This window comes from Gemmatimonadaceae bacterium (assembly GCA_035633115.1).
Classification (GTDB): Bacteria; Gemmatimonadota; Gemmatimonadetes; order Gemmatimonadales; family Gemmatimonadaceae; genus UBA4720.
The window spans coordinates 19,941-34,786 of sequence record DASQFN010000008.1; the positions used below are offsets into that span (position 1 = coordinate 19,941).

13 protein-coding genes are annotated in these 14,846 nt (G+C 61.7%); 11 read left to right on the forward strand and 2 right to left on the reverse strand.

Annotated features, from left to right (window positions below; genetic code table 11):
* Positions 1-33 precede the first annotated feature (33 nt).
* The 8 genes from VES88_00575 to VES88_00610 are packed head-to-tail and all read left to right on the forward strand — an operon-like array spanning position 34 to position 9,809.
* Positions 34-759, forward strand: coding sequence for a hypothetical protein (locus tag VES88_00575; protein HYN79966.1), 726 nt, complete (start codon positions 34-36; stop codon positions 757-759).
* Positions 756-2,360 carry a hypothetical protein gene (locus tag VES88_00580; GenBank protein ID HYN79967.1) on the forward strand — a complete coding sequence of 535 codons (1,605 nt, stop codon included), beginning with the start codon at positions 756-758 and terminating at the stop codon, positions 2,358-2,360. Before VES88_00575 ends, VES88_00580 begins: the two co-directional genes overlap by 4 nt.
* A 16-nt stretch (positions 2,361-2,376) precedes the next feature.
* Positions 2,377-4,785, forward strand: a complete 2,409-nt coding sequence (locus VES88_00585; protein HYN79968.1) for a bifunctional salicylyl-CoA 5-hydroxylase/oxidoreductase — start codon at positions 2,377-2,379, stop codon at positions 4,783-4,785.
* A gap of 4 nt (positions 4,786-4,789) precedes the next feature.
* Positions 4,790-5,641 (forward strand): SDR family NAD(P)-dependent oxidoreductase, encoded by an 852-nt coding sequence (locus tag VES88_00590; GenBank protein ID HYN79969.1) that lies wholly within the window; start codon positions 4,790-4,792, stop codon positions 5,639-5,641.
* Complete coding sequence (locus VES88_00595; protein ID HYN79970.1) at positions 5,638-6,471, forward strand: enoyl-CoA hydratase family protein; 834 nt, start codon at positions 5,638-5,640, stop codon at positions 6,469-6,471. Before VES88_00590 ends, VES88_00595 begins: the two co-directional genes overlap by 4 nt.
* 2 nt (positions 6,472-6,473) lie before the next feature.
* Positions 6,474-7,730: an acyl-CoA dehydrogenase family protein gene (locus tag VES88_00600; protein ID HYN79971.1), complete on the forward strand. Its 1,257-nt coding sequence runs from the start codon at positions 6,474-6,476 to the stop codon at positions 7,728-7,730.
* Positions 7,723-9,393 (forward strand): AMP-binding protein, encoded by a 1,671-nt coding sequence (locus VES88_00605; protein ID HYN79972.1) that lies wholly within the window; start codon positions 7,723-7,725, stop codon positions 9,391-9,393. The genes VES88_00600 and VES88_00605 overlap by 8 nt, the downstream gene beginning before the upstream one ends.
* Positions 9,390-9,809, forward strand: a complete 420-nt coding sequence (locus tag VES88_00610; GenBank protein HYN79973.1) for a RidA family protein — start codon at positions 9,390-9,392, stop codon at positions 9,807-9,809. The genes VES88_00605 and VES88_00610 overlap by 4 nt, the downstream gene beginning before the upstream one ends.
* Positions 9,810-9,909: 100 nt before the next feature.
* Here VES88_00610 and VES88_00615 read toward each other — a convergent pair whose 3' ends face one another.
* Together VES88_00615 and VES88_00620 are read right to left on the reverse strand one after the other, a co-directional pair.
* A complete protein-coding gene (locus tag VES88_00615) occupies positions 9,910-10,284 on the reverse strand; it encodes a hypothetical protein (protein HYN79974.1) in 375 nt (124 codons plus the stop codon).
* 280 nt (positions 10,285-10,564) lie between these two features.
* On the reverse strand, positions 10,565-10,888 hold the full coding sequence (locus VES88_00620) for an antibiotic biosynthesis monooxygenase (protein ID HYN79975.1): 324 nt from the start codon (positions 10,886-10,888) through the stop codon (positions 10,565-10,567).
* A gap of 144 nt (positions 10,889-11,032) precedes the next feature.
* On the opposite strand from VES88_00620, the gene VES88_00625 reads away from it, so the two are divergent.
* The 3 genes from VES88_00625 (at position 11,033) to VES88_00635 (ending at position 14,841) form a co-directional block, all read left to right on the forward strand.
* Positions 11,033-12,619 carry a M20/M25/M40 family metallo-hydrolase gene (locus VES88_00625; protein ID HYN79976.1) on the forward strand — a complete coding sequence of 529 codons (1,587 nt, stop codon included), beginning with the start codon at positions 11,033-11,035 and terminating at the stop codon, positions 12,617-12,619.
* Positions 12,616-13,980, forward strand: coding sequence for a S41 family peptidase (locus VES88_00630; GenBank protein HYN79977.1), 1,365 nt, complete (start codon positions 12,616-12,618; stop codon positions 13,978-13,980). Before VES88_00625 ends, VES88_00630 begins: the two co-directional genes overlap by 4 nt.
* Before the next feature lie 90 nt (positions 13,981-14,070).
* Entirely contained in the window at positions 14,071-14,841 is a 771-nt protein-coding gene (locus tag VES88_00635; GenBank protein HYN79978.1) for a hypothetical protein, read from the forward strand.
* The last annotated feature ends 5 nt before the right edge of the window (positions 14,842-14,846 follow it).

Below are 14,846 nucleotides of genomic sequence, written 5' to 3' on the forward strand. Positions count from 1 at the left end.
CCGTTTGACAGCCTACGGCCTCGTGATGACAAGATGACCAAATCGAGATATCGATCTGTCGACGAGACGAAGATAATCGAGACCCTTGAGCGACTGCGAAACCGTATTGGAGAGAGATTTCCAGAGTCGGGCTTGTATCAGGTCAGCGAGGAATTGATCGCTGTTGCAAGGGAAACGTCTGAATGCGTCGAGTACATCCGCTCGCCACACTGGCCGGTTCGCATCGTTACTGGAGCGGCGGTCACCGGAATGGCTGTGGTCGTCTTGCTGGTGGTCACCTGGACGAGCCGCCTTCCTGCGGGCATAAGAGAGCAGGCGGACGCGGTGCAGGTCATCGACGCGACGGCGAGCGCATCGGTCTTCATCGGTCTTGCGATTCTGTTTCTTCTCAGGATTGAGCCGTCACTCAAACGGCGACAGGCACTGAGAGTCGCTCATCAGCTTCGCAGCCTCGCCCATGTCATAGACATGCACCAGCTGACCAAGGATCCGGAGCGCCTGATGTCCCCGGAAATCCCGGATACGTCGTCTTCGCCCGGCCGTACAATGAATGCATCTCAGCTCGGTCGTTATCTCGACTATTGCAGCGAGCTGCTCTCGGTAACGAGCAAGCTTTCGGCGCTTCTCGTTCAATACTTCAACGATCCGGTCCTGCTGGGAGCGGTCAACGAAATCGAAACGCTCACCACGGGGTTGTCGCGCAAGATCTGGCAGAAGATTCAGCTGCTCGACAACGGAAGGATTGCAGCTGGAGCATGAGCGTCGCGATCACTTTCCCGGAGCGTCAGCTAAGTGACGGTATGACACGGCGGCTGTCGCGGGCCGTATCCGTTTGCCTCGTGTTTTCCCTGTGCCTTGCCTCGGGCTGCGCGGCGCAGCCATCTCGCCTCGGCACGATCGACTTTCCAACATCCGGCTCTGCCTCCGCACAGCCGCATTTCATTCGCGGCGTTCTGTTCGTGCACAGCTTCGAGTACGACTCGGCTGCACACGAATTCCGCGTCGCGCAGCGGCTCGACCCCGGGTTCGCGATGGCGTACTGGGGCGAAGCGATGACTTACACTCATCCGGTGTGGGACGAACAGGATGCAGCCGCGGGACGGAAAGCGCTGGCGCGACTCGCTCCGACGCGTGAGGCAAGGAAGGCGCGGGCGCCAACCCCGCGCGAGCAGACGTACCTCGACGCGGTGGAGATTCTTTACAGCGACGGCTCAAAGCCCAGGCGCGACACGCTGTACTCTTCCGCGATGGAGCGGATCGCGAAAGCGTATCCGCCAGACATGGAGGCGCAGGCGTTCCACGCGCTGTCACTTCTCGGGCTGAATCAGGGAATTCGTGACATGCCGACCTACCTGCGCGCGGGAGCGATTGCCGAAGAAGTCTTTCGAAGGAACCCGGATCATCCCGGGGCGGCGCATTACATCATCCACGCGTACGACGATCCGACACATGCGCCCAAGGGGCTGCCCGCCGCACGGGCTTACTCGAAGATCGCGCCCGGCGCCGCGCACGCTCAGCACATGACGACTCACATATTCCTGGCGATGGGTATGTGGGACGATGTCGTGACGCAGAACGAGATTGCTTCGGGTCACCACGACGCGTGGACGGCGAACCATTACACGTTGTGGCTCAACTATGCGTACCTGCAGCAGGGCCGGTATGCCGACGCGCGCAGGATGATCGACATGATTCGGGAGCACATGGGTGCGAAGGTCGGCCGGGGAATGTGGGCGCTGACGGAGATGCGAGCGCGATATGTTGTCGACACGGAGAATTGGGACGTTCCCGCTGCATGGGCGACCGATGTCGACCAGCTGGGCGCCGATGGCCGGGCGGCATGGGCACTGGTCACGGGACTTGGCGCTGCCAGGCGCGGCGATCGCGAAGGAATCACCCGGGCGCTGAAGGCGGAATCGACTGCGCGACTCGTACGTGCTAGCGCTAACGCGGATCCGGCGAGCGACATAGACGAGCTCGAGCTGAAAGCCCTTGCACGGCTGAGCGAGGGCGCGAAGGACGAAGCGGTTGCTTTGATGCGTCAGGCGACCGGGCTGGAAGATGCCATGCCTGTCGATTACGGGCCTCCGGGGCTGTTCAAGCCGACGCATGAGCTCCTTGGGGAGATGCTGCTTCAGATCGGCCGCGCAAAAGAAGCGCAGACGGAATTCCGGCGAGCGCTCACTCTCGCCCCGAAGCGCGCGCGGTCGCTGCTGGGATTGGGACGAGCATCAGTAGCAGCAGGTGATAAGGCCAGTGCATCCGAGGCGCACTCGACTTTGCGCGCGATCTGGCACAAGGCCGACCCGGCGCAGGCAGCGCTCGTGAACAAAGCGCCGATCGGTGAATCGAGCCGGTAACTGTGACCGCTGAATCTTGAAAGTCGAAATCATCGGCGGCGGGCCGGCGGGTCTGTACACGGCGCTGCTTCTCGCGCAGGCGGATGCGTCACATCAGATAACGGTCCTCGAGCGCAATCGAGCCGACGACACGTTCGGCTGGGGAGTGGTCTTCTCCGACCAGACGCTCGAGAACTTCCATGCCGCCGATGAGCCGACGTTTCGCGCGATCACCGACAACTTCGCGCACTGGGACGACATCGATGTCTTCATTCACGGCCGGCGAATTACCTCTGGTGGCCACGGCTTCAGCGGAATCGCTCGCAAGAAGCTGCTCAACATCCTTCAGACGCGTGCCGCCGACCTTGGCGTTCAGCTGCGCTTCTGCGAAAACGCGGATCCCGCGGATCTGACCGGTAGCGCGGATCTGATCGTAGCCGCCGACGGAATCAACAGCGCTATTCGCAAACAATACGCTGAGGCTTTCAAGCCGGACCTCGACGCACGGACCGCTCGCTACGTCTGGTTCGGAACGACGTTTCCCTTCGACGCCTTCACTTTCTACTTCGTAGAGAACGAGCACGGCGTCTTTCAGGCACACTGCTACCGCTTCGATGAGAAGCTCTCGACGTTCATCGTCGAGTGCGACGAGAAGTCGTGGCACTCGGCCGGCTTCGACAAGATGGACACGCCGCAGTCCATCGCCGCCTGCGAGGCGATGTTCGCCGAATGGCTCGATGGTCATCCTCTCATCTCGAACGCCGCGCATCGGGCGAGCTCTCCCTGGACGACCTTTGTCCGCGTCCGGAACGAGCATTGGTTCCATAAGAACATCGTTCTGATTGGTGATGCAGCGCACACCGCACATTTCTCCATTGGCTCGGGGACCAAGCTCGCAATGGAAGATGCCATCGCGTTGGCGCGATGCGTCTCGGAGAGTGCTGCCCTGCCGAATGCGCTCGAGACTTACCAGAACGAGCGGATGACTGAAGCTCTTCGACTCCAGAACGCTGCGCGCAACTCCATGGAATGGTTCGAGCACGTCAAACGTTACGTGCATCTGCCGCCTGAACAGTTTGCTTATAGCCTACTCACTCGAAGTCAGCGGGTGAGTCACGAGAATCTCCGGCTGCGGGATTCGACTTACGTCAGTGAGGTAGAACGATGGTTTGCCTCTCGCGCCTCTATGAAAATGGATCCAACGGATCTGAACGGATCAGAGGCGGGAAGGCTGGACCAAGAGCATCATCCTGCCGGTACCCGCGGCTCGAGATGGACGCGGCCCCGGAAGAGCCCGGACGAGAATCCACCGCCGCCCATGTTCACGCCGTTTCGGCTGCGCGGCATGACGCTCTCCAATCGGATCATCGTATCGCCGATGGACATGTACTCCGCCCGCGACGGCACGCCAAATGATTTTCACCTCGTCCATCTCGGCGCACGATCTATTGGCGGGGCAGCACTCCTCATGACCGAGATGGTTTGTGTTTCCGCCGAAGGGCGGATCTCACTTGGCTGTACCGGGCTGTACTCAGACGAACACCTCACCTGGTGGCGGCGCATTGTGGATTTCGTTCACGAGTACTCCGACGCGAAGATCTGCCTCCAGCTCGGACATTCGGGCCGGAAGGGATCGACATGTCTCCCGTGGGAAGAAGGTGACGACATTCCGATTCCTGAAGGCGGATGGGAGACGATCGGCCCATCGGCTATTCCCTATGCTGTCACCATGCCTGCTCCGCGTGAGATGACGCGGGCCGACATGGAGCGGGTTCGCGACGAGTTTGTGCGCTCGACGCGCATGGCCGTCCGTGCCGGCTTCGACATGATCGAGCTCCACTGCGCGCACGGGTACCTCATGTCGAGCTTTCTGACGCCAGTGAGCAATCATCGCTCGGATGAACACGGCGGCTCCCTGAAGAACCGGCTCAGGTTTCCGCTCGAGGTCTTCACGGCAATGCGCGCGGAGTGGCCGGAGGAAAAACCGATGTCGGTGCGAGTGTCTGCAACTGACTGGGTGGAGGACGGACTCAGCGCCGACGAGTCGGTCGCCATTGCCCAGGCGCTGGTCGATGCAGGCGCGGACATCATTCACGTCTCCACGGGCCAAACGACGACCGAGGCGAAGCCCGTATTCGGCCGACTGTGGCAGACTCCGTACAGCGATCGCATCCGCAACGAGGCACGAGTTCCGACGATCGCCGTTGGCAACATCACCGAAGCCGACCAGGTGAACTCGATCATAGCTGCAGGCCGAGCCGATCTTGTCGCGATCGGCAGACCCCATCTGGCTGATCCCCAGTGGACACTCCATGCTGCTGCGCAGCTGGGCTTCTCGGGGATGCGTTGGCCGGTGCAGTATTACCTTGGCCGAGTGCAGCTGGAGCGTGAGGTGCAGCGGGCGAAGGAAATGGCGGAGAGCGCAACTACGACACGGAAAGCATAGATCCATGGCCGAAGGAGGGGCAGGAGCGACGCAAAAACCGGCGCCGAAAAAGGGCCGAGCTACGACCAGAGACCGTGACTGCTACCTCGAGGGGCAGCACGCTGTCGTCACAGGAGCAAGCCGGGGCATTGGAGCTGCAATCGCGGCTGCACTCGCCCGTCGGGGCGCGAGCCTGACGCTGATGTCCCGCTCCGTCGCCAAAATGGAGCGAAAAGCAGAGATTATTCGGACCGACTGCGGCGCGACCGTCACCGTGGCTGAGTGTGACGTCACCGATGACATGTCCGTGCGGGCTGCTTTCAAGGGAGCCGTCGCAGCGAACGGACCGATACGTCTGCTGATCAACAACGCCGGGGCCGCGGACGGTGCGCCATTCGCCAAAATGACGCGTGACATCTGGGACAGGATGATCGCGGTCAATCTGACGAGCATCTATGCGTGCAGCGCGGAGGTGATTCCGGGCATGCTGGCCGCAAAGCAGGGCCGAATCGTGAACATCGCGTCCACGGCCGGTCTCCGTGGATACAAGACGATGACCGCGTACTGTGCGGCAAAGCACGGCGTCGTGGGGTTGACTCGCGCACTGGCGCTCGAGACGGCGAAACATGGCATCACCGTGAACGCTGTTTGTCCCGGCTACACCGACACGCAGCTGACCGACGGCTCAGTCGAGAAGCTGGCCGAGGTGTTCAAGACTACTAAGGAGGAGGCGCGGGCAATGCTCGTGCGGACGATTCCGCGCGGATCACTCATCCGGCCTGAGGAAGTCGCGAGTGCGGTGTCGTGGCTGTGCAGCCCGGAGGCCAGCGCGGTCACGGGAATTGCGCTTCCGATTGCCGGAGGGGAGATCGTTTGACGCCGACAATTGCCGCCGCCACGCTGCAGCCGAAGCATTTTGCGTGGGAAGTTGCGGATGGGATTGCCACGATCACGCTCAACCGTCCGGAGCGAAAAAATCCGCTGACGCTCGAGTCGTACCGCGAGCTCACCGACACGTTTCTTGCGCTGCAGCACGTAAACGATGTTCGCGTGGTGGTGATCACCGGCGCCGGCGGGAACTTCTGCAGCGGTGGCGACGTGCACGACATAATCGGGCGGCTCGTCGAGATGAAGCAGGCGGGCGACCGGCGCGGACTGCTCGCGTTTACGCAGATGACCGGAGATCTCGTGAAGGCAATGCGTGCTTGCCCGCAGCCTATTGTCGCGGCGGTCGATGGAGTTTGCGTCGGCGCGGGTGCGATCCTCGCAATGGCCAGCGACCTTCGCTACGGCACCACGCGCAGCAAAGTCGCGTTCCTTTTCGTCAGAGTCGGGCTCTCCGGTGCCGACATGGGCGCGTGCGCGATACTTCCGCGAATCATCGGCTTTGGTCGCGCAGCCGAGCTGCTGTACCTCGGTCGAACGATGACTGGAGATGAGGCCGAGCGGTGGGGCTTCTATAATAGGGTATGCGCGCCCGAAGACCTCCTCGGCGACGCACTCGAGCTCGCTACCACGCTTGCCAGCGGACCGACCGCCGCACATGCGATCACGAAGCGCTGCCTGCACGACGAGTGGTCGATGAAAATCGACGAAGCGCTCGACTACGAGGCGCAGCTGCAGGCGCAGTGCATGATGACTGAGGATTTCGAGCGGGCGTACCACGCGTTCATCGTCAAGAAAAAGCCGGTGTTCGAGGGAAATTGAGAGTGGATTCAGGAACGCTCGACTGGCCTTTCTTTTCGGATGCACACCGTGAGCTCGCTGCAACGCTGGATGACTGGGCGCGCCGGGAGATAACCGACGGCATTACGAGTAGCTCGAGCAGTGTCGACGCCGCGTGCCGTGCGGTTGTGAGAAAGCTCGGCGCGGCAGGCTGGCTGCGATACACCGTTCCTGCGGCCTACGGCGGCGCTCACGAGAAGCTCGATGTCCGATCACTGTGCATTGCACGCGAGACGCTCGCCCGCATCTCCGGACTCGCGGATATCGCGTTCGCGATGCAGGGGCTCGGCGCCGGCCCGATCACGCTGTTCGGGTCGGATGCACTGAAGGAGCGATACCTGCGTCGTGTCGGAGCGGGTGAAGCGATTGCCGCATTCGCTATCTCCGAGAGGGAAGCAGGCTCCGACATCGCGGCGATGCAGACCACAGCCCGTCTCGACGGAAACAATTACGTGATCGACGGTGAGAAAACGTGGATCTCGAACGGAGGAATCGCGGATTTCTATGTGGTCTTCTGCCGCCTCGAGTCGGAGAAGACACCCGCATCACGGCGAAAGCCCAAGGATCCGCAGATGCAGGAGCCTTCGCCGGAAGTTAGGCGCGCCCGGCCGGAGTTCATCGCGCTCGTTGTCGGGCCTGGTGATTCCGGATTCTCCATTGCCGAGCGAATCGAGACGCTCGCGCCTCATCCGCTGGCCCGGATTCGGTTCGAGAATTGCCGCGTTCCCGCCGATCGTGTGGTTGGGGAACCGGGGAAAGGTCTCAAGGTTGCGCTGGCTACGCTCGATGTGTTCCGGTCGACGGTTGGCGCGGCAGCGCTGGGCTTCGCGCGACGCGCGCTGGATGAGGCCCTCGCTCATGTGTCCGAGAGAAAACTATTCGGTCAGGCGCTCAGGGATTTTCAGCTCACACAGGCTCGCATCGCGCGGATGGCGACTTCAATCGACGCAAGTGCGCTGCTCGTCTATCGCGCGGCATGGGCGCGGGACAACGGTGCGCCGCGCATTACGCGAGAGGCGGCAATGGCGAAGATGTACGCAACCGAGGCGGCCCAGCGCGTGATAGACGATGCTCTTCAGCTACTCGGCGGGCGGGGCGTCGTCGCCGGTCATCCTGTGGAGCAGCTCTACCGTGAGATTCGCTCGCTGAGGATATACGAGGGGACGACTGAGGTGCAGCAGCTGGTGATCGCGAGCCAGGTGCTCGACGCGTACGCGAAGCAGGAAACGGCCGGTGGCTGAGGCGGGTGTTGCGACGGGGCACGTCGATACGTTCTGTGCCGACCGTCTGCCACCCAGGGACCTTTGGCCGGTGCGCGATTTGACCGGAATACCAGAGCTCGCGTACTCCGAGCGCCTGAATGCTGCTGCCAGGCTTCTCGATCGGATGGTCGAATCCGGAAACGGTGACCGACCGGTGTTCCGGTTTCCCGACGGCACATGGACGTACCGCGAGCTGATGGAAACCGCGAACAGGATCGCGCAAGTGCTGGTGGATGACCTCGGAGTCGTTCCGGGGAATCGCGTTCTGCTCCGCGCTCCGAACACCCCGATGCTCGCCGCGTGCTGGTTTGCCGTTCTAAAGGCGGGCGGGGTGGTCGTGTGCACGATGCCGTTGCTGCGCGAGCGCGAGATTCGCTATCTCGCCGACAAAGCGGAAATCAAGCTAGCGCTCACGGACGCCCGCATTGCGGCCGAGTGTGAGGATGGATTCAGGACGCGTAAGGATGGGTCGGCTCGCGGAGGCGCGCGCGTCGTCCATTTCACCAACGGAGTGGCTGAGGGTACGCAGCCCGAGAGTCTCGAATCACTGATGCGTTACAAGCCCGCGACTTTCGAGAATTGCGATACGGCAGCAGAGGACATCGCGATCATCGCGTTCACTTCGGGGACGACGGGTGAAGGGAAGGGAACGATGCATTCCCACCGCGACATCATGGCGATCACGGACTGCTTTCCGCGTTACGTGTTGAAGCCTTCTGCCGATGATCTCTTCTGTGGCTCGCCGCCGCTGGCGTTCACCTATGCGTTGGGAGGGTTGCTGCTCTTCCCGATGCGCTTTGGCGCATGTTCGCTGCTTCTTGAGCAGGCAACACCGCCGAATCTCGTCAAGGCGATTGCCGAGTATCGGCCGACGGTTTGTTTCACAGCACCTACGGCGTACCGGGCGATGAGCGGAATGCTCGCGGAGCACGACGTAACGAGTCTCAGAAAATGCGTTTCGGCGGGTGAGACGCTGCCTCTGAGCGTTTATGAGGCGTGGCTCGAGGCGACGGGGTTGAAGATCATCGACGGGATCGGCGCGACGGAGATGCTTCACATCTTCATCAGTGCGTCGGGCGATGACATAAGACCGGGTTCGACGGGCAAGGTAGTTCCCGGATATCAGGCGAAGGTAATTGACGATGACGGCAATGATGCGCCTGCCGGCTCGGTGGGGCGGCTTGCCGTGCGGGGGCCAACCGGTTGCCGGTACCTCGACAGCATCGAGCAGCAGCGGAAATACGTCGAGAACGGCTGGAATCTCACGGGCGATTCATACAAGCTCGACTCCGATGGATATTTCTGGTATCAGGCGCGCACTGACGACATGATCATCTCGGGTGGATACAACATCGCGGGTCCGGAAGTGGAGAACGTATTGCTGGAGCATTCGGCTGTTCTCGAGTGCGCAGTAATCGGAGAGCCGGATGAGGAGCGCGGTCACGTGGTGAAGGCGGTGATCGTTCTCAAGCCTGAGACGTCGCCGGACGATTCCTTGAAGAAGGAGCTCCAGGATTTCGTCAAGGCGAGGATCGCGCCCTACAAGTATCCGAGGCGGGTGGAGTTTGCTTCGGCCTTACCGCGGACTGCGACCGGAAAGCTCCAGCGCTATCGGTTGAGAGAGGAAGGAGGAAGCAAGTGAGCCTCACGCCGGGAAGTGATGCGAAGCTTCTGTTGCCGGAGGGGTGGGCGCATCCAAGTGGGTACAGTCACGGCCTGTCGGTTTCGGGTCGCATCATTGTCATCGCGGGCCAGATCGGGTGGAATCCGGCGACAGCTGAGTTCGAGAGCGATGATTTCACAGCGCAGGTGCGTCAGGCGTTGAGCAACGTCGTCGCGGTTCTCGGCGAGGCGGGAGCGCCACCGAATCGTCTCGTTCGGCTGACGTGGTTCATCACTGATCGGGCTGCTTACCTCGCGTCGCGTCGGGAAATCGGCGCCGTTTATCGGGAGCTGATTGGGAAGCATTACCCGCCCATGTCGATCGTTGTCGTTAGTGCGTTGATCGAGGAACGGGCTAAGGTCGAGATTGAAGCCACTGCCGTAATTCCTGAATAGCCTGCGGAGTGCGAGCTAAGCTGCGGGCTGCGGCACGACACCGCGGACTGCGGACCAAACTGCGGACTGCGGACCAAACTGCGAAGTGCGCAGCGACGACTTATGGTCGTGTCCTCCTGATTCCGGCGGCCGCCAGAGAGCCAAGAATGCACGCTGCAGCCATCGCTGATCCGAACCATCCGGGCCAGTTATTCGGCTTCGAGAAGCCAGATAGAACTATGATGGCAAGCAGAGCTCCCAGAGCGACCGCGTGAAGCTCGCGTCGTCCGCGTCCGATTCGCATGCTTACCTTGGAGCCGGCAAAAGTACCGACGGCAGCCAGCATCAGGTGGACCAAAAGATCCGCCCCAGTCGGCGGTCCACCGGGACTTCCCAACGGAATACCGTGCATCGCCAGCAGCGCTATCACGGCGCCAACCCAGTAGACGATACTCGCGACCGCTGTGCCGACGACCAGAGCTGCGATGCTTCTCACAAAAACACCAGGCTCATTCAAGATCCGCGACCATTATAACCGGATATACCACCAGAAAGCATTCGAGCTGTAAGCAGTGCCACGGCTCACTCGGAAGTACTCTGGCTCTGTCGCTTCAGCAAGACGTGCTTCGACGAGGAAAGTGGTCGTACCTGGCGATCAGCGTGGTGAGCAAGCCAGGCGGCTCGGGCACGCCGAGTCGACTCCACGCGTCTCGCCAGGCTGCGCGCCCCTCATTCACTCGTCACCAGCTACTCGCCGCCTACGAAAGCCACGAACATCAGCCGGGTAGCTTGGCGGCGAGTATCTCCACCTTGTCGATCATCGGCGGAGTCAGCAGCAGCTCCGACGCGTTTGCCATCAACGCAGCGGCGACTCTTCCAGCGAGATGTGCATCACGGCCAGCGTCATCAGGAAACGTGTCGAAGATCCCGTACGTCGACGGGCCAAGCTTGAGAGCGTACCACGTAATCGTTGCGGGCTCCTCCTGCACGATCGACAAGCCGTCCTTGAGAAAACTCGCAACGGCCTCTTCTTTACCCGGCTTCGCATCGAGCCGCACCATCAATGCAGTGCGGACGTTTGTCGTATTCGTGGACGCCATATTATCCTCTCGGTGGTTGGGTGGTTGAGGGCCTCTCTGTGTGGCTTGATCCCAAGGTGCCGACGCACACGCAGTTATGTTATCCCGCCCCTTAAAAAACGCTAGCGTCGCCCCAGCCGTACGCCTACCTTCGCAATCCCTCTCGTGCCGATAGCGCTGACGCTCACCCGGACCCGGTCCCTTCTGCTGGCGCTGCCGCTGCTGCTGCCGGCCGCTTCCGCCGCGCAGGCAATTCCGCGAGCCCCGGACGCAGCCGCGATTCGCTCGGCGGCGCGCAGTTATCGAGCCGCGAACGAATCAGCCATCCTGCACGAGTTCAGCGATTTCCTCGCAATTCCAAATCTCGCCAGCGACGCAGTCAACATCCGCCGCAATGCCAACTACCTGGTCGCAATGCTCGAGCGCCGCGGAGTGCGCGCCAGGCTGCTCGAGGTCGCGGGGTCACCACCCGCGGTACTAGGCGAGCTTACCACTCCTGCCGCCAAACGAACGCTGGTGCTTTACGCGCATTACGACGGGCAGCCTGTAGATCCGTCGCAATGGGCGACTCCACCCTGGACGCCCACGCTCCGCAGCAAGTCGCTCGCCGAGGGTGGCTTTGTAATTCCAATGCCCGGGGATGGACGTCCGAGGGTGAGCGGTGAAGCCCGCATCTACGCGCGATCGGCGGGAGACGACAAAGCGAGCATCCAGGCTATGCTCTCGGCGCTCGACGCAATGCGCGCGGCGCGACTCAGCCCTTCTGTCAACCTCAAATTCTTCTTCGACGGAGAAGAGGAAGCGGGGTCACCTCACCTGCGGCAGATGCTCGAGCGTCACCGTGATGCTCTCAAGGGCGACGCATGGCTCTTCTGCGATGGGCCAAATCACCAGAGTGGCAAGCAGCAGGTGCAGCTCGGAGTTCGTGGAATCACCGGACTCGAAGTGACCGTGTACGGACCAACGCGAGCACTTCACAGCGGACATTATGGCAACTGGGCGCCCAACCCCGGCGCGATGATCGCCAGCCTCATCGCGAGCATGCGCGACGACAATGGCCGCATCAGGATCGCCGGTTTTTACGACGACGTGAAGTCGATCACCCCGAGTGAGCGCAGAGCGATCACGGCCGTTCCGCCTGTCGATGCAACGCTGCGTCGGTCGCTTGGCCTGGCCGCAACCGAAGCGAGAAACGCTCCACTTGCTGAACGAATCATGCTGCCTGCGATCAACGTGCGTGGGATGCGAGTCGGCGCGGTGGGTGACCAGGCCGCAAACGTCATCTCCACCGAGGCGCAGGCGTCGTTCGATTTCCGCCTCGTGCCCAATCAAACGCCCGAGCGCGTCCGGCAGCTCGTGAACGCGCACATCATCCGTCAGGGATACTTCGTCACGTCCGACAGCGTGACAACGGCGATGCGGCTCTCTCATCCGAAAATCGCGCGAGTTCGCTGGGGTAGCGGCGGATATCCGGCGACCCGGGCATCGACGGACCAGCCATTCGTGCGGGCCGTAGTGCGCGCCGTCGGCGACGGTGCGGGCACTCCACCACTGCTGCTTCCTACAATGGGCGGCAGCCTGCCGCTCTATGTGTTCGAGCAGGTGTTACGAGTACCGGTGATAGTTCTTCCGATCGCCAATTTCGACAACAATCAGCACGCGGCGAACGAGAATCTGAGAATTCAGAATCTGTGGGACGGCATCGAAGTTTACGCCGGTCTCATGGGGCGAATCGGCGAGTACTGGAGATGACTGTCGGTCGCTGGCTTGCACTGGCCGCTCTGTGGGGCATGAGCGGATGCACGTCGACTCCTGCACGGACGGCGACGACATCGGCCGAGGTTGATGAGAGGATCCCTTCCAGTGTTGCGCTGGCGACTTTCGACACGCTCTGGACGGTCGTCAAGGAGACGTACGTCGATACTGTATTCGTGAACGGGCCATGGAATACAGTTCGTGATTCGCTTCGTCAGCAGGCGATGGCCGTGACGACGCGCAGCGGACTGGACCGCCTTCTCACCGCGACGCTCGCACAAATTCCGGAATCCCACTTCTACATAATCCCGTCGAGCGTCGCCGAAGAGGTTCGCGCGGATACCGACGAGGAAAGCGCCGGCGGAACAGTCGGGTTGTCACTGAGGATTGCGAGCGGCAAGGCTCTGGTGTGGCGAGTCGAGCCGGGAAGTCCGGCTGCGATGGCGGGAATCACGACTGGCCAGGTTGTCGAGCAGGTAAGAGACCGTGTCGTCAGCACGTCCCTCGGGAAAGTCCTGTCGCTGCCCGATGCTTCACGCCAGCGCGCGTTCTCCGAACTCAGCTTCAAGCTGAACCGTCAGCTCACTCCTGCAGTTGGCGATACTGTGCGAATCCGTCTCATCGAAACGGGGAACACTCGGGCCGTCGAGCGACAGCTCGTTGCCGTTCCAATGCGTGGTACTGTCTCGAAGTTCGGCAACCTCCCGCCTATTGCAGGAGTTGTTCGCTCTTCCCGACACCCAGTGCCTGGGTTGCGTGGCGGCTGCGTCGGGACGATCGCCTTCAACATCTGGCTCCCCGCACTGGCGCCGGAGCTCCAGCGCGCGGTGGACAGCGTCGCCAGCTGTGCCGGGATCGTGATTGACCTTCGTGGGAATCCCGGTGGCGTCGGAGCGATGGTAATGGGATTCGGCGGCTACTTCGTCGAATCACCTGTGTCGCTCGGAACGATGCGGATGAGGCAGTTATCGCTCAATTACGCAATAAATCCGCGGGTAGTGCGCGTGAGTGGAAAGCAGACGGGACCGTTCAAGGGCCCGGTGGCGATACTCGTCGACGCCATGAGTGCGAGCACGTCGGAGATATTCGCGACCGGCATGCAGCGCCTGGGCAGGGCGAAGGTGTTTGGCCAGCGCAGCGCGGGAGCTGCTCTGCCTGCACTGATGCACGGTCTGCCCTCGGGTGATACTTTCGTCCACGCAGTTGCCGATTTCACGGATCCAGCTGGGGGACGAATAGAAGGGTCTGGTGTAGTACCCGACCAATTGATCCCGTTGACACAGCAGGATCTCTCGCAGAACATCGATGCGCCCCTCGAGGCGGCTATCAAATGGATTGCCGCAGCCGCGCTGGAATAGGGCCGGCCATTCCGACAGAAACATCAGTAACCTGAACCGTTTCACGTCGTCTTTATTCAGCACTCACATCCTATTTCCCCAGAGAATTCAATGATTCGCACGAATGCCGTCCGTCTCGCCGCTGCCGTGGCCACGCTCGCGGCAGTGACCGCTGGTGGGCAGCAACCCACAGCTGGTGTCGCCGCTTCCTCGCTCCCGCCCGCAGCGACGCTCGTTGCCAAGTACGCCTCCGCCATCGGAGCGCCGGCGATGATGAAAGCTCCACAGATCACCACGAGGGGCGGTCTCACGATGCCCGCGGCAGGACTCAATGCGACTTTCGAGATGGTGCAGGTCGCGCCGAACAAGATGCGGATGTTGACGACAATTCCCGGAGTCGGCGCGATTCAGGTCGGGTTCGACGGAACTGCAGGATGGTCGGTTGATCCGATGCAGGGTCCCCGCGTTCTTTCCGGAAAGGAGCTCGACGAGATTCGCGAGCAGGCCGATCCCCGAGCGGCAGGCCGGGCGCCCGAACTCTTCTCCGCCCTGCAGACGGTGGCCGATACGACAATGGCCGGCGAGCAGTGCTACATGGTCAAGCTCACCTGGAAGTCAGGGCGTGAGACGTTCGACTGCTACAGCGGCAAGACCGGGCTGATGGTCGGGTCGAAGAACGTGCAGCAGACCGCCATGGGCGCGATTCCAGTGACGATGACCTATAGCGATTACAAGAGGTTCGGTGACTTCATGGTGCCGACGAAAATGGTCCAGTCGATGATGGGCCAGCAGCAGGTGACGACAATCACCGCGGTAGAGGTCGCCGCGGCGGCGGGAGTTGTGATTACGATGCCGGCCGAGGTGCAGGCCCTCAAGAAGTAACGGGC